This is a genomic window from Archangium violaceum, assembly GCF_016859125.1.
GTDB classification, from domain to species: Bacteria; Myxococcota; Myxococcia; order Myxococcales; family Myxococcaceae; genus Archangium; species Archangium violaceum_A.
Genome location: NZ_CP069338.1, coordinates 11,316,221 through 11,339,440 on the forward strand (window position 1 = coordinate 11,316,221; position 23,220 = coordinate 11,339,440).

Sequence of the window (23,220 nt, forward strand, 5' to 3'; positions counted from 1 at the left end):
AAAAAAACAAGGCGCTCGCCGGCGCCTTGGAGTTCCACCGGCGAGCGTCCCTCTACCTCGAATCACTCGGCGGACTGGACGTCGAGCGTGCCGCTCACGGTGCTCACGTTCACGTCATGCTCGCCGTTGCCGAACTTCTGACTGGTGGAGCCCAGGCTCACGCCGCGCCCGTTGAATCGGCCTCCCACCGAGGAGAAGTCCACGGTGGCTCCCGCACCGCGCGGCAGCTTCAGCTTCACGTCGCCGGACACGGTGCTCACTTCGGTGTCCCCAAGCAACTCGGGCGTCAGCTCCACGGAGCCGTTCACCGCGGCCACCTCCAGCTTGCCCCGTGAGCCCTTCACCGACACGTTGCCGCTCACCACCGCCAGCTCCTGCTCCCCCGCCACGCCGGACACATTCACCGGAGCCGCCACCGTGGACACCTCCAGCGAGGAGTCACGCGGAACCTTCACCACGAAGTGCGTGGGCACCGGATCACGGCAGTTGGAGATCGTCTTCCCGCAGGAGCCACAGCACAGCCTCACCGTCACCTCATCCCCATCCTTCTCCACCTCGATGGGGTACCGGGCGCGCTCGGCCTCGCTGCCCTCCTGCGTCGCCTCCACCGACACCGTCCTCCCGTTCGCGGCTTCCACCCGCACGGAGCCGTTGACGTTGGCGATACTCACCTTCGGCGTGCCATCCGTCTCGAACTGCCACGACTGCGGAGCGGGAGCGGCGGCCAGGACCAGGAGCAGGGCGAAATTCACGGCGGAAACCTCGTAGGAGAAGGTTGCTGTCCCCCTCCTCTACGGGCCTCCGGAAAAACGATTTCACCCGCCTCGCGCCACCCGCCGGTACAGCGCGTCGTGCCGGCGCACCATCCGCTCCAGGGACAGCTCGCGCTCCACGAAGGCGCGCGCCTCCGTCCCCATGCGCTGGCCCAGCTCGCGATCCGCCAACAACTTGCGGAAGGCCTCGCACATGGCCTCGGGCCGCAGGGGCGGCACCACCAGGCCCCGCTCCCCATCCGCCACCAGCTCCGGGTTGCCACCCACCGACGTCACCACCATGGGCAACCCCGCGGCCATGCCCTCCATCACCGCGTTGGACATGCCCTCCGCGGTGGAGCACAGCACTCCGAAATCCGCCCGCGCGTAGATGGCGGGGACGTCCGAGCGGTGCCCCAGGAAGTGGACGGTGTCCGTCAGCCCGAGCGAGCCCGCCATCCGCTCCAGCTCCAGCCTGCGCGGGCCATCCCCCACCAGGAAGGCGTGCAGCACGTGCCCCTTGAGGCGCACCATCGCCAGGGCCCGCAGCAGATCCTCCTGCCGCTTCACCGGGTGGTTCATGTTCGCCACGTGCACCACCACCGGCGCGCCTCGCGTGTCCGGCAGCGGGGCCTTCAGCCCCTCCCGCATCCGCGCGTTGAAGCGCGCCAGGTCCAGGCCGTTGGGGACGACGGACACGTGATCCGCCGGGAGCCCCTCCTCCCGCACCAGCATCCGGCGGATGGCCTCCGCGTTGGCCACCACGTGGTCCGCCATCCGGGTGAGACCCTGGAGCAGCGCCCGCCGCGCCTTGCCGTGCCAGTGGGCCAGATCCAACCGCCCGACGATCACCTTCGTCCCCGCCAGCTTCGCCGCCGGCACCACCAGCATCGTCGAGTAGAAGTCGTGCGCGTGCACCAACTCCACCCGCTCGCGCCGCAGCCACTGCGCGAGCCGCACCACCTGCCGCGCCGAGTTGAGCCGCGCCAGCGACCCATTCAACGGAAACACCTCCGGTACGAAACCGAGCCGGGACACCGAGTCCATCAGCGGCCCCGCGTCCTGTAGCACCGCCACCTGCACGCGGTAGCTGGACGGCAGGCCCCTCAGCAACTCCACCACCTGCACCTCGGTGCCGCCAATGTGGAAAGACTTGGTGAACTGCACCAGGCGGAGAGGCTCCTCCGCCATCCGTGCCTCCTCACGCCGCATTGTTGGACCCCTCCAGGCCCGCCACCAGTCGACCCTTCACTTCGGGAACGTTCGCCGACTCCTCCACCTCCTGCGCCCGGGCGATGCGTTGCGCGCACGCCGCCAGACCGAACAGCACGTACAGGTGCGAGGACAGGATGTAGCCGGAGAACAAGTCACAGATGAGATAACCCGCCATGGATGCCGCCAGTCCTCGCGCCAACCACCCCACCCGCGGGTTGCGCGAGGCCTCGAAGGCCCCTCCCGTCGCGCCTCCGGCGAACACCAGGAAGAAGAGCAGGCCCACCCAGCCCAGCTCCCCGATGACGTCCAGGAAGATGTTGTGTGCCACGTACGCGCGCGTCGCCTGGGGCGGCGCGTACAGGTGCCAGGCGTAGCGGAAGGAACCCGCCCCCACGCCCAGCAACGGCTTGTCCAGGCTGATGCGCGACGTCACCTGCCACGCGTACACACGGCCCATGGCCGAGGCGTCCTCGTGGAAGGTGGCCACCGTCTCGTTGCGCGCCCAGAAGCTCTTCGGCGCGAACACCGCCAGCCCCAGCGCGAGCGCCACGCCCAGCAGCACCGAGCGCAGCTTCCTCTGCTCACGCATCGCCCAGAGGGCCATGGCCACCGACAGGCCGATGAAGCCACCGCGCGAGTAGGTGGTGACGATGGCCACCACCGCCAGCACCACCGCCAGGGCGCACGCCGCGCGCCACAGCCAGCCGCTCTCCTTGCGCGCCAGGAAGGCCACCGCCAGCGGCACCACCAGCGCCAGGTTCATGGCCGAGCGGTTCGGGTCCGCGTACACCTCCACCCAGTGCGCGCGGTACCCTTCCACCAGCGTCTCGGGCGTGCCCGTCAAATACGTCTGGATGACGCCATAGGACGTCACCATCGAGGCCAACACCATGGCCCCGCACACCACCGCCAATCTCCTGGGCGTGGTGACCACGTTCACCAGCGTCAGGTAGATGGCGGTCAGCTTCAGCAGCTCGATGGCCGTGAAGCGCGACACCTCCGGGTTCACCGACCAGGTCACCGAGGCCAACGCCAACCCCGAGAAGCACAGCAGCGCCACTCCTCTCACACCGTCGAAGAAGAGCGGCTCCGCGCGACCCATCCGCCGCAGCGCCATCAGCCCCGCGGCCAGACCCGACGTCAGCAGCGCCAGACGCAATGGCGCCAGCGCGGGTATCCACGCCTGCGGCAGCATGTAGATCAGCGCCGCGAAGGCGGTCAGCGCATAGAACGCCACCACATCCCGGCGTTCCGAATTGTCGCCCAACCCCATCCAGACCCTCCTCCCGCCTGGGCCACGGTGCGTGGTCCAGGACACTCTGCGCGCCAAACGCGCGCCTGGGCGCGCTGTCGAAGTGCAATCCGCGCGCCTTCCGGGAGTGACGGCCGGGATCTCGTGGATCCAAGCCCTTAGCGCTCCGGGGTACTGCGTCCGGAGGGTGGTAGGTCTGAAAGGATTACGGCTTTCCGCTTTCCATGGGCAGCAGAACGGAAGCGATGGGACTCATCTTGCCCTCCTGCAGGAACGAGGGCGCAAGCTCCTCCAGCAGACGGGCGAGCGTCGCCTCCACCAGGCGGCGCAGCTCGGGCCGGGCCGACTCGGGCACCACCGGCTCCAGCACCGCCACCGCGCGCCCGGCCACCTCCGGACGCAAGCGCGGGGCCTCGGGAGAACCCTCGAAGAGCATCGTCCCCAGCTCGTCCCCGCGCGCCGAGGGCACCGGCCGCGGATCCACCTTCCCCTCCAGCAGGGCCAGCGCCACGCTGGCGGCGAAGAGGCGATCCACGCCCAGTGTGGCCGGCTCCACGCCGAAGCGCGCCAGCACCTGATGGGCCCGCTCCTTCGAGCCACCGAGCAGCGCGCCCAGCAGCGCCACCTGCGCCTCCGCCCGAGCCAGCACCTCCTCGCTGGCCGCCAGCTCGCGCCGCGAGCGGAAGGGCACCGCCTCGGCTCCGGGCACCTTCAACGCACGCCTCGGCCGCTTGCGACGCAGCGCCTCGACGGCGGCGGCCTCCTCCGGGAAGAGCAGGGGCGTGCCCTCCACCTGCGCGAACGGCTGCTTCATCAGCCGGTCCGCGCGGAACTTGAGCGCCAGGGTCAGGGAGAATCCCACCTGGAAGACGCGCCGGGTCTCCGTGTCGCGCACCACCTGCGCGGCGCGCGAGGGGTCTCCTCCCGTCAGGTGCTCCAACCCCAACAGCAGGTAGTCGCGCACCATCTCGCCCACACGCCGGATGGCGTCCAGGTCCCCGGGGTCCTCCACCTCCGCCACCAACGAGGCGTTGGCCAGGTAGCGCAGCTCGGCCTCGAGGTTCTCCCGCTCCACGTCATCCAGGGCCGCGAAGGCGGCCTGCAGGTAGTCCGGCTGCCCCTTCGAGGCCACGAGCGCCGCGACGGTGGCCGGAGCGGGCGCGGGTCCGGTGTCCACCCGGCTGAAGAGGCGCGCCGCCTCCTCCAGGGAGGGGAAGCCCAGGTCCTCCAGCCGCGCCGTGCGGAAGCGGTAGGCCGCCTCCTCCATCTCGCCCGGTACCTCCCAGCGCGTGGCCTCGAGGAAGCGCACCGCCTCGAAGGGGTTGTCCGCGATGAGATCGTTGAGGATGGAGCGCAGCGCGGCCAACTCCGGGCCCTCCACGCCCTTGAACTCCACCAGGTAGCGCCCCTCGGGCGTCTCCAGCGTCACGCCCTCCACGTGGACGTCCGGGTTCTCCTCCAGGTCGTGGATGAGGGTGAACTCGCGCACGATGAGCTCGAGCACCTCGGTGTCCACCTTGCGCAGCTTCTGGAGGAAGTCCCCGGAGGCGTCTCCTCGCGCGGCGCGCAGCCAGGTGAGCACCTCGTGCAGGTCGACCCGGTCCTTCTTCCACCCGCCCAGGTCCACGAAGGTGCGGAACTGCTCGGGCGAGGCGAGCTGCACGAGCTCGGTCGAGTCCGCCAGCCCCACCTCCATGATGGTGAAGTACAGGTCCTCCGCGGGCAGCGAGCGTACCAGCGCCCGGGCGTCACGCGACTCGATGAGGGCATCCAGCCGCCTGCGGGCGGGCAGCGACGCGAGCTGCCGGCGCACGGTGCTCAGCGCCTGCTGGAGATCACTCCCATTGCCCCTGCTTCCGTTTCCCTTGCCATTCGACACGGGGCTCACCCCTTCACTTCACGGTGTTCAGCAGCGCGTCCCAGACCTCGTCCAGGCCCAGCTTGTCCGTGGCCGAGAAGGCCAGCACGGCCTCCCGAGGCAGGGCGAGCTGCTCGGCCAGGTCGTTCAGGCGGGGCTTGCGGCGCGCCTTGGGAAGCCGGTCGATCTTCGTGGCCACCACCAGGATGGGCCGTTTGGCCTCCTGCAGGTAGTCGAGCGTCTGGAAGTCGTCGGAGGTGGGCCCCACCTCGGCGTCGATGATGCTCACCACCACCTTCAGGTCCCGGCGCTTCTCCAGGTAGGTGGTAATCATCTTCTGCCACTCGGCGCGCTCCGTCTTGCTCACCTTGGCGAAGCCGTAGCCGGGCAGGTCCGCGAAGCGCACGAGGTAGCGCTTGCCCTCCCGCTCCACGTCCACGTCGAAGAAGTTGAGCGCGCGGGTGCGGCCGGGGGTGTTGGACACGCGCACCAGCTTCTTGCGGCCGGTCAGCGCGTTGATCATGGAGGACTTGCCCACGTTGGAGCGGCCCACGAAGGCCACCTCGGGCGCGAGGCTCGTGGGGTAGCCCTTGGGCTCCACCGCCGTGGTGATGAAGCGGGCGTCGAGGATCTTGATCACGCGAGTTATTTCTTCTTGGCGGGCTCGGGCGAGGCACTCCCGGCGCGCGCCGACCTACCGGTGCGCTCGGCGGACCAGTGGTCGATGGCCTTGAGCGACTCGACGAAGTTGAAGGGCTTGAGCGACGGGGACGAGGCGTCGTGGCAGTTGCGGCACTGCTTCTCCGAGGGGTCCACCAGGCCCACCAGGCGGGCCAGCTCGGCGTCCTTCATGACATAGGCGGGCGAGTAGTACTGACCGCCGCCATGGCAGGTCTCGCACGTGACGTGGGAGACCCCCTGCGAGGCCTGGTCGGGCGAGTGGCAGGAGAGACACCGCGCGTCCTTGCTCTGTGCCTCGGAGAGCGAGTCACCGGCCCGGGCATGCTTGGACTGCATCCAGGCCTCATAGGCCGCCGGGTGGCAGCCCTTGCAGCTCTCCGGGCCGAGGAAGTCAGCGGCAGGGGCCGAGCCGGAGAGGGCGAGGACGAGCACGACGGAGGAAATCCAGGAGCCACGAGCGCGCATCGGCCGGGTGACTAGCAGACGCACCCGGAGCGGGCAAGGCAGAGGTGCGCAACCTGGCGCTGTTGTGGCCTCCCGGACGAAGGCGGGGGATCTTGAGGCGGCGCGGGGGAATCCGTTACACCAGAGGGAATGAAGACCATCGCCATCGTCGCCGTGCTCCTCGCCGCCGCGCCCGCGGTGGCCAAACCGTGGCAGGGGATCGAGCCCGGGCAGTCCAAGCGTGAGCAGGTCATCCAGAAGTTCGGAGAGCCCTCGCGCGTGGTCACCACCGAGGGCAAGGAAGTCATCGCCTACTTCGAGCAGAAGGCCATCAAGGGAACCAAGCAGGTGCAGTTCAAGGTGGACCCCGGCACGAAGCTGGTCGAGCGCATCGACGTCTTCCCCGGCCCGGTCATCGACAAGGAGTCGGTGGAGAGCACCTACGGCCCCGTCTGCCCGTCCGGCAAGGTACCGGCCTCGCCCTGCTATCAGAAGAAGCTGACGGACGACTTCCGCACCTACCTGCTCTACCCCCGGCTGGGTCTGGCCGTGTTCCTCAACGAGGACGGCAAGACGGTGCACTCGTTCATCTTCACGCCCCAGCCTGGCGGGAAGTAGGTCCCGGTGAAAATCTACGGGCTGACGGGAGGCATCGCGTCCGGCAAGAGCACCGTGAGCCGGATGTTGAGCGAATTGGGTGCCCACGTGCTGGACGCGGACGTCATCGCCCGCGAGGTGGTGGAGCCGGGCACGCCGGGGCTGAAGGCCGTGGCCGAGCGCTTCCCGGGCGTGGTGGGCCCGGACGGACGGCTGGACCGGACCGCCCTGGGAGCCCGCGTCTTCGGGGACCCGAAGGAGCGGGCCGCCCTCAACTCCATCCTCCACCCGCTCATCGGCCAGCAGTTCCTCCTGCGCACCCACGCGCTCGGCGCCCAGGGCGTGGAGCGGATCATCTACGACGCCCCCCTCCTCATCGAGAACCGGCTGCACGAGGGGATGGACGGGGTGGTGCTGGTGTGGGTGCCCCGCGAGGTGCAGAAGGCCCGGCTGATGGCCCGCGACGGCCTGGACGAGGCGGCGGCGGAGGCCCGGCTGGCCGCCCAGCTCCCACTCGATGAGAAACGCCAGCACGCCACCTGGCTGGTGGACAACTCGGGGGAGAAGGAGGCGACCCGGGCCCGGGTGGACGAGGTATGGCGCGCCATGCTCGCGCGCGGCTGAGGGACGGGTATGCTCCGCCGCCCATGAGCGAGAAGCGCAAGGAAGCCCGCGGCAAGGCCGGAACGTACTTCGTCACCGGCTTCCCGGGTTTCATCGGCAAACGGCTGGTCGAGCACATCCTCCGCGAGGAGCCCAAGGCTCACGTCTACGTCCTGGTGCAGCCCAAGCACCTCAAGGAGGCGCAGAAGGTCGCCTCCCAGCTGAGGAGCTCCGGGGGCACGCTGGAGCTGCTCACCGGCGACGTCGTGGACATGCACCTGGGCCTGTCCGGCGAGGAGTATCAGCGGCTGTGCGAGCGGGTGACGCACATCTACCATCTGGCCGCCGTCTTCTACCTGAGCGTGCCCAAGGAGACGGCCTGGCGCATCAACGTGGACGGGACGCGCAACGTGCTGGAGCTGGCACGCGACTGCGAGCACCTCCAGCGCTTCAGCCACTTCTCCTCCTGCCACGTCTCCGGTGACCGCGTGGGCGTCATCGCCGAGGACGAGCTGGACTGTGGCCAGGGCTTCCGCAACGTCTACGAGGAGACGAAGTTCCAGGCGGAGAAGCTCGTCCAGCGCGCCGCCAACACCCTCCCCGTCACCATCTTCCGCCCGTGCAGCGTGGTGGGGGACTCGCGCACGGGGGAGATCGACCGCTTCGAGGGCCCCTACTACCTGGGCATCCTCCTGGTGACGAGCCCGCTGGTGGTGCCGCTGCCCCTGCCCGGCAACGGCGTGGCCCCGCTCAACGTGGTGCCGGTGGACTTCGTGGTGCAGGCGGTGTGGGCCCTGTCGCACGACGCGCGCGCCGCCGGCCGCACCTTCCACCTGGTGGACCCCAACCCGATGAGCGCCCGCCGCGTCTACGAGCTCATCGCGGAGAAGGCCAACAAGAAGCTGCCGCGCTTCAACCTGTCGGCCCGGGCCGCGGACGTGATGATGCGCCTGCCGGTGCTGGAGAAGCTCGCCCGGCCCCAGCGCGCCGCGCTCAACTACGTCAACCACCTGGCCATCTACAACTGCCACAACACCCTGGAACTGCTGGACGGCACCGGCATCCGCTGCCCTCCCCTCTCCTCCTATCTGGACCAGCTGGTGGCCTACGTGCGCGATCAATACCGCCAGCGCCGCGAGCAGGCCTCCGAGGTGGAGGATCCGTTGGACCGGGCCCCCTCCGCCCCGGATGAAGAAACGGGCGCGGACGTTCGTCGGAGCCGCTGACCATGCGACACCCCCGCTCCCGCTTCTTCTTCCTGCCCCTGGCGGCCGTGCTCGGCACGGGCTGCCTGGTGGACTCGAATCCCAACACCCCGAAGGATCCCTGCGACCCCAACCCCTGCACACAGGGCGACAAGACCGTGTGCGTCAGCGAGGACAGCAAGGCGCGCTGCGTCTGCAAGGCAGGCACCGTCCAGCGCCCCAGCGGTGTGTGCGAGCCCATCTCCAGCATCAACTGCCCCGAGCACGCGGGCGACAGCGCGGAGCCGGATGACTGCCTCTCGCGCGCCGCCACGCTCACGACGAGCAGCGCGTCGCGGCAGCAGAGCATCGAGCCCGTCGGCGACTACGACTTCTTCCGCGTCGATGCCACCCAGCGCGGCATCTACAGCGTCACCGTGGAGCCCGGAGAGGGCTCGCTCATGCCGCGCGTGGACGTCTTCGATCCGGCGGGCCAGTGGCTCACGTCCCAGGACGGTCGGCCCAAGGCCCAGGTGGGTTTCAAGGCCCGCGCCTCGGGGCCCTACTACGTGCGCGTGAGCCACTCGCCGATGGATCCGTCCGCCGCCACCGGGCTGTACTCCCTCTCCTTCGCCTCGCTGGGCGAGGATGACCACGGCGACGCGTCCACCGAGGCCACCACCGTCTCCGCGGACGACTGGAACACCTCCTCGCCCACCAACCGCTACGGGCGCCTCGAGTACGGCCTGGACGAGGACTGGTTCGCCCTCTCCGTCACCCAGGGCGTCCTGTATCGCATCGAGTTCGACACCAGCCGCTCCGTGCCCGCGGTCGCATTCTTCACCCGCGAGGACGTGAAGAACCCGTTCCACACCTCGAAGAACACGTACGTGGAGATCCGGGCGCAGAGCACCACCACGCTCTACTTCGATCTCTACTCGCCGCAGGGCGAGGCGGGCAGCTACGCCTTCCGGGTGTTCTACTACCCCGACAGGTAGTCAGCGGATGGTGATGATGTCCTGGTCCAGCAACTGGACCAGGACACGCATCGTGTCCGGCCGGGACATGCCCGACACGGAGAAGAGCGCCTCGAAGCTGAGCTGCCCGTCGATGCGTGACAGCAGGAAGCCCGTGCGGGGATCCAGGCTGAGCTTCATCAGATCCGCCATGCGGAGCTTCAGCGTGGGCACCCGCTTCAGGTCCCCCAGCTTCGCCTCCAGCGCGGCCTGCTGCTGACGCACGCAGCACTCGCGAGCCGCCGCCAGCAGTGGATGCCCTGGAGCCATCTGCTCGACCTTGCGCAGCAACTCCATCGCGCTCGACACGTCACCCAGAGAGAGCAGTTCCTCCACGCCCTGCAGCAACGTGGCCACGGGCACCGGCGCGGGCGTCTGCGCACGAGCGGCGACCGGCACGGGCGTCACCGCACGAACGGGCGCGGGCGCTGGCGCACGCGTGGGCACCGGCGCGGGCGTTACCGCACGGACGGGGGCGGGCGCGGACGCACGCGTGGCCACGGGCGCGGGCGGAACCGGCCGGGGAGCCATGGGCTCGGGCTCGGCGAGGAAGTCCAGCACGTCGGCGGTGATGAGACGGGGCTCGGGCACCGGGGAGGCCACCTCCGCCTCGTCCAGCAGGACGACGCTCACCTCCAGCGCGTGATGGGGCGCCACGGACGCAACGGGGGGCACGGAACGGGGCGTGGCGGCGAGCGAGGCCTCGCTCTTCGCGAGCCACTCCCGGGCCCGGCGGTGGGTGGGATCATGCGACAGGGCACGCAGGAAGAGGTTCCGGGCCCCCTCGTTGTCCCCGCCGAGGTGCAGCCAGAGCCCCGCCTCCATGAGTTGGTTGGCCCGGATGACGTCGTGGCCCGGACCCGGCTGGATACCAATAGCGGTTTGGGGCGCGATCACCGGGAACCTCCAGACTGGAGCCCTTTCAAGGGAACTCAGGAAACCGATACAACCGGTGGAAATCCTAGGCTCCCCCCAGTTTCGCGTCAAACGCTAAAGGCGGATTTTTTCAGGCTAAAAGCACGACTTCGTCAATCCATGAGCCTCCCGAATTCCGGGAGTGCACTCCGGGTGACCGGGAGTGCACTCCGGAAGCGGCGAGCGCTCAGGACTTCAGGGCGCGCTCGAGGATGCGCACGCCGTGGTCCAGGTCGTCGTTGGTGACGGTGTAGGCCGGGGCGAAGCGGATGGTCTTCTCCCCCGCGGCATTGACGAGCAGGCCCAGCTCCCGGCACCGGGAGATGAAGGGCGCGGCGTCCTGGAAGAGCTCCACGCCGATCAGCAGACCCAGGCCGCGCGCCTCCTTGATGATGGAAGGCATGCGGCCCTGGAGCTCGCGCAGGCGGGTGAGGAAGTACTCGCCCTTCTGCTCCACCTCGCGGAGCATCTGGGGCTCGGTCACCTTGCGGACGACGACGTTGGCGGCGACCGCGGCGATCAGGTTGCCGCCGAAGGTGGAGCCGTGGGTGCCCGGCGTCAGGCTCTTGCCCGCCTCATCCGTGCACAGCATGGCGCCAATGGGCAGGCCGTTGCCGAGCGACTTCGCCAGGCTGATGCCGTCCGGGAGGATGCCCTCGTGCTGGTAGGCGAAGGCCTTGCCGGTGCGGCCCATGCCGGTCTGGATCTCATCCACGAGCAGCAGCAGCCCCTTCTCGTCGCACAGGGCGCGCAGGCCCTGGAGGAAGCCCTTCGGCGCCGCGCGCACGCCGCCCTCGCCCTGGATGGGCTCCACGAGGATGGCCGCGGTGTGCGGACCCACCGCCTTGCGCACGGCGTCCAGGTCCCCGTAGGGCACGTGGGTGAAGCCCGCCGGCAGCGGCTCGAAGCCCTTCTGGTACCTGGTCTGGCCGGTGGCGGTGACGGTGGCCAGCGTGCGCCCGTGGAAGGAGTTCTCGAAGGTGATGACCTCGTAGCGGTCGGCGTTGCCCCGGTCCTTCTGGACCTTGCGGGCCAGCTTGATGAGGGCCTCGTTGGCCTCCGCGCCCGAGTTGCAGAAGAAGGCGCGCTGCAGGCCCGAGGCGGCCGTGAGCCGGGAGGCCAGCTCGATCTGCGGCTCCGTGTAGAAGGCGTTGGAGACGTGCCAGAGCTTGTCGAGCTGGGCCCTCACCGCGGCCACGACCTCGGGGTGGCAGTGGCCGAGCCCACACGTGGCGATGCCGCCGAGCAGGTCCAGATACTCCCGGCCATCGGCGTCCCAGACGCGCGAGCCCAGCCCGCGCTCCAGCACGATGGGCTGTTGCTTGTAGTTCTGCAGCAGGTGGGCCTTGGCCTTGTCGATCCACTGATCGTTCTTGCCGGAAGAGGTGGAAGTGGCCTGCGCGGCGGCGTCGGTTTTGACGGTTCTCATGGAGATCTCGTGGGGCACGAAAGGGTCCCTGGGGTGGGACTAGAGAATGTAGCGCGACAGGTCCTCGTCCTGGACCACGGAGGCGAGGCGTTCGCGCACGTAGGTGGCGTCGATTCGCAGGTCCCTCGGGCCCTGCTCGCTGGCGCTGAAGGATACCTCGTCGAGCAGACGTTCCAGTACGGTGTGCAACCTTCGTGCACCGATGTTCTCCGTTCGCTCGTTGACGGACTGCGCAATGCGGGCGAGCTCGGCGATGGCATCGTCGGAAAACTCCAAGCGTACACCTTCCGTGGCCAGCAGTGCGGTATACTGACGAATCAACGAGTTGCGCGGCTCCCGGAGGATGCGGACCAGGTCCTCGCCGCTGAGGGGCTCCAGCTCCACGCGGATGGGGAAGCGGCCCTGCAGCTCGGGGATGAGGTCGCTCGGCTTGGAGACGTGGAAGGCGCCCGCGGCGATGAAGAGCATGTGGTCCGTCTTCACCTGACCGTACTTGGTGTTGACGGTGGAGCCCTCGATGATGGGGAGGATGTCGCGCTGGACGCCCTCTCGGGACACGTCCGGGCCGCCGCCCTTCCCGCCCCCCTCGCGGCTGGCGATCTTGTCGATCTCGTCGATGAAGACGATGCCGCTGGTCTCCGCGCGCACGAGCGCCTCGCGGGTGACGCGGTCGTTGTCCACCAGCCTGGCGGCCTCTTCCTGCTCCAGCAGCCGCAGGGCCTCGGGAGCGCGCATCTTGCGCCGCCGTGAGCGGCTCATGCCGGGCATGTTCTTGAAGAGATCCTGCAGGTTGATGCCGATCTCCTCCATGCCCTGCCCGGAGAAGTTGCGCATGAAGGTGGGAGAACCGCTCTCCGTGCTCTCCACCTCCACCTCCTGGTCATCGAGCGTGCCGGCGCGCAGCTGCGCCCGGAGCTTCTCGCGCTCGGTATCCCCGAGCCGGGGCGCGGCGGGAGTTGGCGGGGGCGCCATGAAGCCGATGCCACCGGAGGGACGCGCGGTGGGCCCATTGCCGGAGAGCAGCTGCGCCAGCCGGTCCTCGGCGAGCTCGATGGCCCGCTCGCGCACCCGCTCCATCTCCTCGTCGCGCACGAGCGCGATGGCGGACTCCACGAGGTCGCGCACCATGGACTCGACGTCTCGGCCCACGTAGCCGACCTCGGTGAACTTGGAGGCCTCCACCTTGACGAAGGGAGCCTGCGCGAGCTTCGCCAGGCGCCGGGCGATCTCCGTCTTCCCCACGCCGGTGGGGCCGATCATGATGATGTTCTTGGGGTGGATCTCATCGCGCAGCTCCTCGGGGACCTGCTGGCGGCGCCAGCGGTTGCGCAGGGCGATGGCCACCGCCCGCTTGGCGGCGTTCTGTCCGACGATGTAGCGGTCCAGCTCGCCGACCACCTCGCGGGGAGTGAAGGCAGGGGTCTTGCGTCCGTTGCTCACGGTGGTGCTCCCTCAGAGCTCTTCGATGGTGACGTTGGAGTTGGTGTAGATGCAGATGTCCGCGGCGATCTGCATGGCGTGGGTGGCCACTTCGCGGGCGGACAGCTGCGTGTGGGTCATGAGCGCGCGGGCGGCGGAGAGCGCGTAGGGGCCGCCACTGCCCACGGAGGCGATGCCGAAGTCGGGCTCGATGACGTCTCCCGCGCCGGAGAGGATGAAGGTCTTCTCGCGGTCGGCCACGATGAGCAGGGCCTCCAGGCGGCGCAGGAAGCGGTCGGTGCGCCAGTCCTTCCCGAGCTCGACACACGCGCGGGCGAGGTTCTTCTGGTGCTCCTTGAGACGAGCCTCGAAGCGCTCGAAGAGGGTGAAGGCGTCGGCGGTGCTGCCCGCGAAGCCGGCGAGGACGGAGCCATCACCGATGCGGCGGACCTTCTTCGCGGTGTTCTTCATGATGGTCTTGTCGAGACTGACCTGACCGTCACCCGCGATGACGACCTTCCCCTCTCGGCGGACACAGAGGATGGTGGTGCCATGGAACATGCCCGGGGGTTTAACAAGCGGGAGAGGGGGTTTCCATGATTCCCCGACCGGTTGTTCGCCCCCTCACCCTCCGCGCGGTGGCGCTGCGCGGTGCGTCGTTCAGACGGGCAGATAGCGCCGTTCATCCGCGATGGCCGCGGCGCCGAGGGCCCGCACCCGCTCGTCCCGACTGTTCGCCAGCACCTCGGAGCCAAGTCGCATCCTCGACGTCTGGCCGGGTTGCCCCGGGGGCGGCAGCCGACGATCGACGAGGGCGAGCACCCGGCTCATCAGGTTCGGCGCCAGCCCCTGCGCACGCGCCGACAGCCACGACATGAACGAGACGGCCCGCTCCGGATCCCCGTGCTCGGCGGCGTCGACGACCACGCGGGCCGTGCGCTCGGCGCGGGTCGACGTGCTCGGCGAGGTCAGACTGCGGGTGAACCACTGGAACTCCTCCTCCACGCGGCCATTGAAGTGCACATGCAACGGCGCGCCATTGCTCAAGGGCGGCGGGGTGATGGTGCTGACGTACACGCCCTCCTTGGCCAGTTCGACGGAGAGCGTCTCGGACCAGCCCGTGGCCGCGTACTTGCCGACGGCGTAGGCCGCCTGGTGCGGGGTCGGCACCTTCCCCCCAATCGAGGTGATGTTCACGATGCGTCCGAAGTGGCGTGACCGCATGTGCGGCAGGACGGCCATCGTCGGGCGGTAATGCACCCAGAAGATGTTGCGCAGCGCCGTCTCGACATCCTCCGGCGCCAGCTCGACCGCCGGCCCCACGAAGCACTGGCCGGCGTTGTTCACGAGCACGTCGATCGTCCCGAAGCGATCGAGCACCCGCGCGACGAACGCGTCCACCTGCGCGGGGTCGCTCGCGTCGCAGGCCTCCCCGAACACCTCGGCCCCCCGCTTGCGGAAGGCCTCCGTGGCCCGGGCAATCACCTCACCGTCGCGGCCACAGATGGCCAGCCGGCAGCCTCGCCGCAGGAACTCGCGCGCGATGGCGAGCCCCAGCCCACGTCCGCCTCCTGTGATCATCACCACCCGCCCGCGCAGGTTGATGCGCCGCGCTCGCCGGGCCGCGACCCCCAGGAGCAACCCGGCTCCCGCCACCAAGCCCAGCACCCCCACCCCACCCCAAGACGCTCGCCCCGCCATGCTCGCCCCCTCCCCCGACTTCGTCCTCGGCCCCTTCCGTGGGCCCCCGCGCCGACTGAGGGTAGTCAGCCCTGGTATAGCTGACCACTCTCCCCAGGGGACGTCCGCCGGACGACACCCGGCCGGACAGGGAATCGGTGAAAGACCCGCTGACACGTCGTGCCATATGGCCGGCGAGCGTGGTAGCGTCCGGCGCGTGGCCGCGTCGTACGACAAAGAAGAGAATTCGGATCCGACAGCGACTCTCTACCGGGCTGGTCCCGGCCGGGTGCGGCTGAAGCTCCTCATATTGTCTGGTGCCGAGGCCGGGCACAGTCACTCACTCGAGAACGGGGAGTACACGGTGGGCAAGGCCCCCTCGTGCGACATCGTTCTGAGTGACAAGACCATCTCGCGGCAGCACCTGAAGTTGCAGGTCCGCGACGAGGGCGTGCTGGCGATCGACCTGGAATCGCGCAACGGCTCCTTCTGCGAGGGGATGCGCTTCTCCCAGGTGGAGCTGCGCCCCGGGAACGTCATCACCCTGGGGACCACCGAGCTCAAGGTGGTGCCGGAGGACACCCGGGAGCGCACGATGCCGCTCTCGACGCGCGACCACTTCGGTGCCCTGGTGGGCTCCAGCCGCAAGATGCGCGAGGTCTTCACCCTGCTGGAGCGCATGGCGCCCGGCGGCTCGGACGTGCTCATCCAGGGAGAGACGGGCACGGGCAAGGAGCTGTGCGCCGAGGCACTCCACCAGGAGAGCCGGCGCGGCAAGGGACCGTTCGTCATCGTGGACCTTGCGGGCATCGCGCCCTCGCTCATCGAGTCGGAGCTCTTCGGCCACGTGAAGGGGGCCTTCACGGGCGCCCAGGCCGACCGCGCCGGCGCCTTCGAGCGGGCCAGCGGGGGAACCGTCTTCCTCGACGAGGTGGGCGAGCTGCCACTGGAGCTCCAGCCCCGGCTGCTGCGAGTCCTGGAGCGCCGGCAGGTGAAGCGGGTGGGCGCCAACGACTACCGCACCGTGGACATGCGGGTGGTGGCGGCGACGCACGTGGACCTGGAGGGCGCGGTCAAGGAGGGGAAGTTCCGCAGGGACCTGTTCCACCGGCTCGCGGTCCTGCGCGTCACGCTGCCGCCCCTGCGCGAGCGGCCCGAGGACATCCCCCTGCTCATCGACACGGTGCTGACCCGGATGAACCGGCCGCCCAGCGCGCTGTCGGATCAGACCCGGGCGCTGCTGGCCCAGTACCCGTGGCCGGGCAACGTGCGCGAGCTGCGCAACGTGGTGGAGCAGGTGGTGAACCTGGGCGAGGAGGCCCTCCCGGAGCTGCCCCCGCTCCCCGGAGAGGAGCCGCGCTCCGGCTCCAGCACGCTCGAGATGGAGCTTCCCTTCAAGGAAGCCAAGGAGCGGCTCATCGAGGGCTTCGAGCGCGACTACCTCAAGGGCCTGCTCGAGCGCTGCGAGGGCAACATCTCCCGGGCCTCGCGCGAGGCCGGCATCGACCGCGTCTACCTGCGCAAGCTGCTGCGCAAGCACGGGCTCGAGGACCGCGACGGCGCCTGAGCCGAATCCCCCCATTGCGATGACCCCGGCGCCTCCCGTCCGACGTGGAGGCCTCCGCCAGAGGTATGTCCATGGCTGGTGACGGCTGTCACCAGGCCGTGACGGCTGTCACCACGCCGTGACGCGGGTCTCCCGAGGAGGAGCCCATCCCGGAGTGATGACGGGAGTCACCGGACACGCCCCGCCTCGAGCTGGCCTTCCCAGTGAAATCGAAGGTTTCCACCATCAGCGACCATGACGCGGCGCGTTGGCACACAACCTGCTCTGTACGGCACACATCAGCCACCAACGGTGGCCGTATCCCACGCCGGAGCAGAAAGCCCACCGCCATGCAGATCTCCAACCGCCTCCAGAAGCCGTCCGTCGCGCCTCCGTCGTCCCCTACTGCTCAGCCGCTCGCCGAGTCCACGCCGAAGAGCCAGGCCCGCGCCGTCACGGGTTTCGAGTCCGGCTCGAGCTTCACGTCGGCCACCGCGCGCCCCGCCGTGACGCTCGCGCCGACGGCGATCTCCGCCACGGCCACCGGACCCCTGGCCCTGAACAGCCCGGAGGCCCGGAGCGCCATCCAGAAGTCGATCGACTTCCTCCAGAAGCAGTCCAGCGCTGGCCTCCGTGGCGTGGTGCCCGGCCCGAGCGCCGCCCAGGCCGTCTCGCCCCGCTCCGTGGAGAAGGACGAGCTGGGCATGACGCACGTGCGCCTGGACCGCCAGCACGAGGGCGTGAAGGTCTTCGGCGAGCAGCTCATCTCCCACCTCGACAAGGACGGCAAGGTGGCGAGCATGACGGGCGAGCTCTCCCGGATCCCCACCGGGCTGGGCAAGGAGCCGGTGAAGCTGTCGGCCAACGACGCGCTGGCCATCGCGCAAAAGGAGTTCGCCGGCAAGACGGACCAGGCCACTCCGCCATCCTCCGAGCGCGTGATCGTCCAGGACAAGCAGGGCAACTACCGCGCGGCCTACCACGTTCAGCTCACCAACACCCAGGAACTCGAGTCCAACGCCCGTCCCCGGCGGATGAACTACTTCGTCGACGCCAACAGCGGCGAGCTGCTCAAGAGCTTCGACCAGATGGGCGGCATCGAGCTGCCCAGGGCCCACGCCCACGACGCCGCGCGGGGTGCCTCCGCCAGCCCGGCCACGCCCACCACGCCGACCCCTCCCGCCACGGGCAAGACGGATGACACCTCGCTCTACAGCGGCAAGGTGGACCTCTCCACCACGAAGAACGCCCATGGCACCTACTCCCTGGAGGACAAGACCCGCGGCAAGGGCGTGGTGACGTACGACGCGAAGAACAAGGCGACGGCCAGCGGCCAGACAGCCATCACGGACAAGAACGACGTGTGGGGCGAGGCCTCGGACGACTCGCGCACCAGGGCCGCGGTGGACGCGCACTACGGCGCCCAGACGACGTATGACTTCCTGAAGGAAGTGCTCGGACGCGACTCGTTGGACGACAAGGGCGAGAAGCTCGTCTCCTACGTGCACGTCGACAAGAACTTCGTGAACGCCTACTGGGACGGCACGAAGATGAACTACGGCGATGGTGACGGCAAGGACGCCGGCCCGCTCACCACCCTGGACATCGCCGGGCACGAGATCGGCCACGGCCTCACCGAGCGCACCGCGGGCCTCATCTACGACGGCGAGTCCGGCGGCCTCAACGAGGCGATGAGCGACGTCATCGGCACGGGCGTGGAGTGGTTCGCCTCCCAGAAGAACCAGGCCGTCCAGTTCGACTGGAAGGTGGGCGAGGACGCGTGGACGCCGGCCAATGGCACCGGCGACGCACTGCGCTACATGGATGACCCGACGAAGGACGGGTACTCCATCGACAACTACAAGGACTACCCGAAGCAGACGGAGGTGCACGGCTCCAGCGGCATCGCCAACAACGCCTTCTATCTGCTCGCCAACGGTGGCACCAACCGCACCTCGGGCCAGAAGGTGGACGACGGCATCGGCATGGAGAAGGGGCTGAAGGTCTACTACCGCGCCCTCGCCCACTACATGACGCCTACCACCACCTTCGCCCAGGCCCGCCAGGCCACCCTCAACGCCGCCACGGACCTCTACGGCGCCAACTCGGCCGAGGTGAAGAAGGTGAAGGAGAGCTGGAGCGCGGTGGGCGTGAATTGACCCGATCGCGCTCCCGCTTACCTCCTTATTCCGGATTAAGCATGGATGACGTGACCGTCCTGGGTTGAACAAGGTCATCCACGCATTACCCGCAGGAGACAAACATGAACCGACACAATCTCACTTCAGGTCTGCTGGCCGTGTGCGGACTCGCGGCCCTTCACGGATGTGCAATGGATGTCACGGAGCTCGAGGACGCCGCACTCGGGACCCATGAGCAGGCGGAGCTGGCCTACAACCCCGGGTCGGGTTGGAACCTCGTGTGGTCGGACGAGTTCGACGGGACGAGCCTCAATGGCAACAACTGGAACGTCCTGACGAGCAACTGGGACCCGGTCACCAACAACTGCAACTTCGGCACGGGCGAGCTGGAGTATCCCCGGGCCCAGAACGTCACCGTGGGCGGCGGCAAGCTCATCCTCACCGCCGAGCGCACGAGCGACAACCCGATGGATCCACGGTGCACCGGCTACGGCCCGCGCTCGTTCTACTCCGGCCGCATCCATACCAAGGGCAAGGTGGAGAAGAAGTACGGGAAGATCGCCGCCAGCATCAAGGTTCCGTCTGGCTATGGCATGTGGCCGGCGTTCTGGACGCTGGGCGCCAACATCTCCAGCACCCCGTGGCCCGGCTGCGGAGAGATCGACATCCTCGAGTGGCACTCCAATGACCCCACCTGGATGAAGTCCGCCACCCACTGGCACAACGGCGGACAGGCGGACTGGGGCACCGGCGCCAGCGGCGGCTACAACCTCGCCGACTCCTTCCACGTCTACGAGGTCGAGTGGACCGCCACCAGCATGGTGTTCCGGCTGGACGGCAACATCGTCGCCAACAACACGTACTACCACAACGAGACCGAGTTCCAGCAGCCCCACTACATCATCCTGAACCTGGCGCTCGGCGGGAACTGGTACGGCAACCCGAGCCCCGCCAGCATCGCCCTGCCCGCGGGCACGAAGAAGACGATGGAGGTCGAGTGGGTGCGCTGGTACCAGCAGGGAACCACGCCGCCGCCGATCAACTCGCTCACCAACCCGGGCTTCGAGTCGGGGATGACCGGCTGGTCCACCTGGAGCCCCAACGGCACCGACGCCGCGGACTTCTCCGAGACGCACAACGGCGGCCACTCCGGCTCCTACCACCTGACGCACTGGACCAACGGCACGCCGTTCGAGGTGTGGACGTACCAGACGCGCACCGGGCTGGCCACGGGCAACTACAAGGTCCGCGCGTGGGTGCGCAAGGGCGGAGGCTTCGACCTCGCGCGCCTCCAGGCGAAGACGTGCGGCAGCTGCTCGCCCGTCTTCACGGACCTGGGCACGTACGGCAACTGGACCCTGGTGGAGACGCCCGCCATCTACGTCTCCGGGGGTTACCTCGAGCTGGGCTTCCACACCCGCCTCAGCTCGGGCAACCCGGCCAACTACATCCACATGGATGACGTGGAGCTGATCCGGCTGTAACGGGCCTCCACCCTCCCCGGGCCAGACGGCTTCACGGCGAGAAGCGGTAGATCTCGTACGCACCGCGCTCGGCGGGCGGCAGGTGGATCTGCGAGGTGGTGACGTAGATGTCACCTCGCGGCCCCTCCGCGAAGCTGTCCGGCCAGAGGAGGCGGGGATCCTTGATCACCTGCTCGTAGGCACCACCGGGGACGTAGCGGTAGATGGCGCCATCCTCCAGGCCTCCGAGCCAGAGGCGGCCCTTGCCATCGAAGAGGATTCCATCCGTGGCCACGATGGTCGCCACGCGCTCGATCTTCTTGGCGAGGGCCGCGTCATCCTGTTGGGGATCTCGCAGGGCCTCGGTGGGGATACGCCACAGAGAGTGAGCCGAGAGCGCGCTCCAGTAGAGCGTGTCGCGGTCCGGGCTGAGTGCGATGCCATCCGACTGGACCGGCTTCTCCCGGGTCCGGCCCATGACCACCATGCGCTCGAACTCGGCGTGGGTGGAGGGATGATCGCGCAGCACCTTGCGCGAGCTTCCGCTCTTCAGATCGAGCACCACCAGCCCTCCGGCCTGGGAGTCGGTGAGGTAGGCGACCTCGCGCTCCGTGTCGATCCGGACGTCGTTGAGGTAGCTGTTACCGGAGGACACCTCGGGCGGGAAGGTAAAGGCGCGCTCGCGCCGTCCGCTCGCGATGTCGAACTGGTAGAGCGTGGGCTGCGTGATCACCCCCTTGAACCAGGGGTTGCCCGTATCGAGGATCCACAGCCGGTCCTTGTCGTCGATCACCACGCTCTGCACGGCGACGAAGTGGCCCTCTCCGGACATTCCCGGCTTCCACTCGTTCCAGGTGGCATCCGGCCAGGGGATGGTGGCGCCGTCCTTCACCTCGGCCACGGAGACGGGCACGTCCTCGGACCAGCGGGGGAAGTTGACGAAGATCCGCCCCGCCTTCGAGACGGCGATTCCCGTCCACTGCCGCGGCGAGCTGGCCACGAGCTCGAGGGCGGGCGCCTTGGCTCCCGGCGTCGGGGCGGAAGCATCGGGGCGGTTGGATGTCTGGACACAGGCCGCCGTCACCAGCGCGGCGGCAGCCAGGAGGATTCTGCGCATTGAGAGACTCCTTGCTCGAGGTTGCGCCCCTAGATGCGGGAGGAGCATCCGCTTCGCCACCCTTTGTGACCCGCGCCACCGTCGCGCCACTTTCTCACAGGCCGATAGCGCATCCCTTCTATGCTCCCCGTCCTCATCTCGATTCGTCAGGAGGTACGGAAAGTGAAAACGATAACGACCGCCGACATCCACCAGGTGCTGCAGGCGCTCTGCCCGTCCACCGAGGTCCTGGCGATCCATCCGGGACCGCGCAGTTACAGCAACCAACTCTGGCGTGCCGAGACCGATGAAGGGGAGCTGCTCGTACGGGTTCCCGGGCGCACGTCGGATCCAGAGGTGCTCAGGGCCACCCTCGTGGCGAGTCGGCTCGCGAACGAGGCCGGAGTGCCTGCGCCGAGGTTCCGCGCGTTCGCCCCCACCACCTCGCTCGGGCGCCCTGTCGTGGTCCAGGAGTACGCACCCGGGACACGGCTAGCGGACGGTCCGCTCGATCCGACAAAACAGGAGACGCTCGGCCGAACCCTCGGCGAGTGGGTCGGGCGGCTGCACACCATTCGCCGGGCGAAGTTCGGCTCCGTGCTGAACCCCTCCGATGACCGTCCCTGGGGCGATGTGGTTCTCAGCCGGGTCGATGCGATGCTCTCCACCCTTCCCAGGGAGTCCCTCCCCTCGGACAGTGACCAGATAAGGTCGGCGTTTGCCCGGCTCGCCGAACTGGCTCCAGGGGATGGCGCCGCGTTGACCCACGGCGACCTCTACCTCGACAACATCCTGCTGCGCGACGGCAGACCCTCCTGTCTGCTTGATTTCGAGCACGCCTCGTTCACGGACAGGTTCGCTGATTTCGGGAAGCTTCGTGAGCTGGTGTTCGAGCGCCATCCTGAAATCGAGAGACCTTTCTTCGACGCGTACAGCGCGATACATCCGAAGCACGAAAGCGACGAGGTCCGGATGCGGCTGGGTCTCGGCCTGTACGCCCTGTCGCAGTTGCATTACTTCCACACCTGGCAGCCGGACCTGGTCGGCTTCTACAACAATCGTCTGGGCGAGTGGCTGCGGCTGTCATCGAATGTTCGCAACTCCCCGGCATGAAGCGCACGATGGGGACCCACGTTGAAATGATTCCCGAGGAGCTCGCGCAATGAACATCACGCTCTCACCCCAGGACTATGCCACCGCCTTTCATCTGCTCGCCAAGACAGCCAGACACCACGAGAACATCGGGCAGTGGGTCGAGCGGAATCTCCTCTCCCGCATGCCCGAGCGCCCGTCGCTGCTCGATGTGGGCGCGGGACCGGGCACGGTCGCCCAGCGGCTCGCGCCGCACTTCGGTTCGCTCACCCTGCTCGAGCCCAATCGCAACCAACTCAGCGCCTTCGAGCACCCGGGGGCCCGGCTCTTTCACACGGACCTGGCGGGTTACCAGTCGTCCGAGCAGTATGATCTCGTCCTCTGCTCTCACGTCCTGTACCACGTGCCCCTCGCCGACTGGGGTCGGTTCGTCGACCAGCTGCTCGCGCGCGTACGCCCGGGAGGCTACTGCCTGATTGTCCTCGGTGCCGCCCGCGGACAGAGCTACGAGCTGCATCGCGATTTCACACAGACGGTGATCAGCAGCGAGCAACTCCATGCCGTCCTGAAGGGGAAGCAACTCTCCTACGAAGTCGCCGAGACCCTGAACGGGTTCTCCGCGACCTCCTTCGAGGAGATGTACACGCTCTGCCGCTTCTTCGTGTTCGAGGACTGTTACACGCCGGAGCAGCTCGCCGCATTGAGCGAGGACGAAAAGCGCGCTCTCGATGCCAGGATTCGCGAGCACGCCGAACGCTACCGGGAGCCGGACGGGGTGTACCGCCTGACGCAGGATGAGGATCTGATCCTCATCCCCAAGCCCTAGGCTTCAGCGGA

Annotated in this window: 21 protein-coding genes; 9 read left to right on the forward strand and 12 right to left on the reverse strand. The window is 68.5% G+C overall.

From position 1 onward, the window contains the following. Positions 1–62: 62 nt before the first annotated feature. The 6 genes from JQX13_RS55015 to JQX13_RS47880 form a co-directional block, all read right to left on the reverse strand. Complete coding sequence (locus JQX13_RS55015) at positions 63–752, reverse strand: DUF4097 family beta strand repeat-containing protein (RefSeq protein WP_239014305.1); 690 nt, start codon at positions 750–752, stop codon at positions 63–65. A 63-nt stretch (positions 753–815) separates the two neighbouring features. Continuing rightward, positions 816–1,964, reverse strand: coding sequence for a glycosyltransferase (locus JQX13_RS47860; protein ID WP_203406051.1), 1,149 nt, complete (start codon positions 1,962–1,964; stop codon positions 816–818). After that, the gene (locus JQX13_RS47865; protein ID WP_203406052.1) at positions 1,954–3,240 is read right to left on the reverse strand and encodes an O-antigen ligase family protein; all 1,287 of its coding nucleotides are present in this window, start codon (positions 3,238–3,240) and stop codon (positions 1,954–1,956) included. The genes JQX13_RS47860 and JQX13_RS47865 overlap by 11 nt, the downstream gene beginning before the upstream one ends. A gap of 184 nt (positions 3,241–3,424) precedes the next feature. After that, on the reverse strand, positions 3,425–5,098 hold the full coding sequence (locus tag JQX13_RS47870; protein WP_430384233.1) for a DUF6178 family protein: 1,674 nt from the start codon (positions 5,096–5,098) through the stop codon (positions 3,425–3,427). A gap of 13 nt (positions 5,099–5,111) precedes the next feature. Then, positions 5,112–5,717, reverse strand: a complete 606-nt coding sequence (gene yihA, locus JQX13_RS47875; protein WP_203406053.1) for a ribosome biogenesis GTP-binding protein YihA/YsxC — start codon at positions 5,715–5,717, stop codon at positions 5,112–5,114. 5 nt (positions 5,718–5,722) lie between these two features. Continuing rightward, entirely contained in the window at positions 5,723–6,190 is a 468-nt protein-coding gene (locus tag JQX13_RS47880; RefSeq protein ID WP_239014307.1) for a cytochrome c family protein, read from the reverse strand. A gap of 162 nt (positions 6,191–6,352) precedes the next feature. Between JQX13_RS47880 and JQX13_RS47885 the strand changes: the two genes are divergently transcribed. The 4 genes from JQX13_RS47885 to JQX13_RS47900 are packed head-to-tail and all read left to right on the forward strand — an operon-like array spanning position 6,353 to position 9,584. Further along, positions 6,353–6,820: a hypothetical protein gene (locus JQX13_RS47885; protein ID WP_203406055.1), complete on the forward strand. Its 468-nt coding sequence runs from the start codon at positions 6,353–6,355 to the stop codon at positions 6,818–6,820. 6 nt (positions 6,821–6,826) lie between these two features. Beyond that, a complete protein-coding gene (coaE, locus tag JQX13_RS47890) occupies positions 6,827–7,423 on the forward strand; it encodes a dephospho-CoA kinase (protein WP_203406056.1) in 597 nt (198 codons plus the stop codon). Between the two features lie 23 nt (positions 7,424–7,446). After that, positions 7,447–8,628: an SDR family oxidoreductase gene (locus tag JQX13_RS47895; RefSeq protein ID WP_203412546.1), complete on the forward strand. Its 1,182-nt coding sequence runs from the start codon at positions 7,447–7,449 to the stop codon at positions 8,626–8,628. Positions 8,629–8,630: 2 nt separating this feature from the next. Then, positions 8,631–9,584: a hypothetical protein gene (locus JQX13_RS47900; RefSeq protein ID WP_203406057.1), complete on the forward strand. Its 954-nt coding sequence runs from the start codon at positions 8,631–8,633 to the stop codon at positions 9,582–9,584. Here JQX13_RS47900 and JQX13_RS47905 read toward each other — a convergent pair whose 3' ends face one another. From JQX13_RS47905 to JQX13_RS47925, 5 genes are all read right to left on the reverse strand, one after another. Then, positions 9,585–10,499: a hypothetical protein gene (locus JQX13_RS47905; protein ID WP_203406058.1), complete on the reverse strand. Its 915-nt coding sequence runs from the start codon at positions 10,497–10,499 to the stop codon at positions 9,585–9,587. It lies immediately after the preceding gene. A 205-nt stretch (positions 10,500–10,704) separates the two neighbouring features. Then, positions 10,705–11,946, reverse strand: a complete 1,242-nt coding sequence (locus JQX13_RS47910) for an aspartate aminotransferase family protein (RefSeq protein WP_203406059.1) — start codon at positions 11,944–11,946, stop codon at positions 10,705–10,707. Positions 11,947–11,985: 39 nt separating this feature from the next. Further along, positions 11,986–13,386, reverse strand: a complete 1,401-nt coding sequence (gene hslU / locus JQX13_RS47915) for an ATP-dependent protease ATPase subunit HslU (protein ID WP_203406060.1) — start codon at positions 13,384–13,386, stop codon at positions 11,986–11,988. Between the two features lie 12 nt (positions 13,387–13,398). Continuing rightward, on the reverse strand, positions 13,399–13,926 hold the full coding sequence (hslV, locus tag JQX13_RS47920; RefSeq protein WP_108074607.1) for an ATP-dependent protease subunit HslV: 528 nt from the start codon (positions 13,924–13,926) through the stop codon (positions 13,399–13,401). A 99-nt stretch (positions 13,927–14,025) separates the two neighbouring features. Continuing rightward, on the reverse strand, positions 14,026–15,066 hold the full coding sequence (locus tag JQX13_RS47925) for an SDR family NAD(P)-dependent oxidoreductase (protein ID WP_203406061.1): 1,041 nt from the start codon (positions 15,064–15,066) through the stop codon (positions 14,026–14,028). 166 nt (positions 15,067–15,232) lie between these two features. On the opposite strand from JQX13_RS47925, the gene JQX13_RS47930 reads away from it, so the two are divergent. The 3 genes from JQX13_RS47930 to JQX13_RS47940 all read left to right on the forward strand — a co-directional run bounded on the left by JQX13_RS47930 (position 15,233) and on the right by JQX13_RS47940 (position 20,216). Beyond that, on the forward strand, positions 15,233–16,612 hold the full coding sequence (locus JQX13_RS47930) for a sigma 54-interacting transcriptional regulator (RefSeq protein WP_203406062.1): 1,380 nt from the start codon (positions 15,233–15,235) through the stop codon (positions 16,610–16,612). Between the two features lie 329 nt (positions 16,613–16,941). Next, the gene (locus tag JQX13_RS47935) at positions 16,942–18,750 is read left to right on the forward strand and encodes a M4 family metallopeptidase (RefSeq protein WP_203406063.1); all 1,809 of its coding nucleotides are present in this window, start codon (positions 16,942–16,944) and stop codon (positions 18,748–18,750) included. 104 nt (positions 18,751–18,854) lie between these two features. Then, positions 18,855–20,216, forward strand: coding sequence for a glycoside hydrolase family 16 protein (locus tag JQX13_RS47940; RefSeq protein WP_203406064.1), 1,362 nt, complete (start codon positions 18,855–18,857; stop codon positions 20,214–20,216). A 31-nt stretch (positions 20,217–20,247) separates the two neighbouring features. On the opposite strand, the gene JQX13_RS47945 is transcribed toward JQX13_RS47940, so the two are convergent. Then, positions 20,248–21,312: an L-dopachrome tautomerase-related protein gene (locus JQX13_RS47945; protein WP_203406065.1), complete on the reverse strand. Its 1,065-nt coding sequence runs from the start codon at positions 21,310–21,312 to the stop codon at positions 20,248–20,250. A gap of 120 nt (positions 21,313–21,432) precedes the next feature. Here JQX13_RS47945 and JQX13_RS47950 point away from each other — a divergent pair, with 120 nt between their 5' ends. Both JQX13_RS47950 and JQX13_RS47955 read left to right on the forward strand, forming a co-directional pair. After that, the gene (locus JQX13_RS47950) at positions 21,433–22,404 is read left to right on the forward strand and encodes a phosphotransferase family protein (protein ID WP_203406066.1); all 972 of its coding nucleotides are present in this window, start codon (positions 21,433–21,435) and stop codon (positions 22,402–22,404) included. Between the two features lie 49 nt (positions 22,405–22,453). After that, positions 22,454–23,209 (forward strand): class I SAM-dependent methyltransferase, encoded by a 756-nt coding sequence (locus JQX13_RS47955; RefSeq protein WP_203406067.1) that lies wholly within the window; start codon positions 22,454–22,456, stop codon positions 23,207–23,209. Positions 23,210–23,220 lie beyond the last annotated feature (11 nt).

Excerpts from the sequence above, each read along its gene's own strand:
- JQX13_RS47860 (WP_203406051.1), bottom strand. The coding sequence starts at position 1,964 with ATGCGGCGTGAGGAGGCACGGATGGCGGAGGAGCCTCTCCGCCTGGTG.
- JQX13_RS47865 (WP_203406052.1), bottom strand. The coding sequence starts at position 3,240 with ATGGGGTTGGGCGACAATTCGGAACGCCGGGATGTGGTGGCGTTCTAT.
- JQX13_RS47885 (WP_203406055.1), top strand. The coding sequence starts at position 6,353 with ATGAAGACCATCGCCATCGTCGCCGTGCTCCTCGCCGCCGCGCCCGCG.
- JQX13_RS47895 (WP_203412546.1), top strand. The coding sequence starts at position 7,447 with ATGAGCGAGAAGCGCAAGGAAGCCCGCGGCAAGGCCGGAACGTACTTC.
- JQX13_RS47900 (WP_203406057.1), top strand. The coding sequence starts at position 8,631 with ATGCGACACCCCCGCTCCCGCTTCTTCTTCCTGCCCCTGGCGGCCGTG.
- JQX13_RS47910 (WP_203406059.1), bottom strand. The coding sequence starts at position 11,946 with ATGAGAACCGTCAAAACCGACGCCGCCGCGCAGGCCACTTCCACCTCT.
- hslV (WP_108074607.1), bottom strand. The coding sequence starts at position 13,926 with ATGTTCCATGGCACCACCATCCTCTGTGTCCGCCGAGAGGGGAAGGTC.
- JQX13_RS47925 (WP_203406061.1), bottom strand. The coding sequence starts at position 15,066 with ATGGCGGGGCGAGCGTCTTGGGGTGGGGTGGGGGTGCTGGGCTTGGTG.
- JQX13_RS47930 (WP_203406062.1), top strand. The coding sequence starts at position 15,233 with ATGGCCGGCGAGCGTGGTAGCGTCCGGCGCGTGGCCGCGTCGTACGAC.
- JQX13_RS47935 (WP_203406063.1), top strand. The coding sequence starts at position 16,942 with ATGCAGATCTCCAACCGCCTCCAGAAGCCGTCCGTCGCGCCTCCGTCG.
- JQX13_RS47940 (WP_203406064.1), top strand. The coding sequence starts at position 18,855 with ATGAACCGACACAATCTCACTTCAGGTCTGCTGGCCGTGTGCGGACTC.
- JQX13_RS47945 (WP_203406065.1), bottom strand. The coding sequence starts at position 21,312 with ATGCGCAGAATCCTCCTGGCTGCCGCCGCGCTGGTGACGGCGGCCTGT.
- JQX13_RS47950 (WP_203406066.1), top strand. The coding sequence starts at position 21,433 with ATGCTCCCCGTCCTCATCTCGATTCGTCAGGAGGTACGGAAAGTGAAA.
- JQX13_RS47955 (WP_203406067.1), top strand. The coding sequence starts at position 22,454 with ATGAACATCACGCTCTCACCCCAGGACTATGCCACCGCCTTTCATCTG.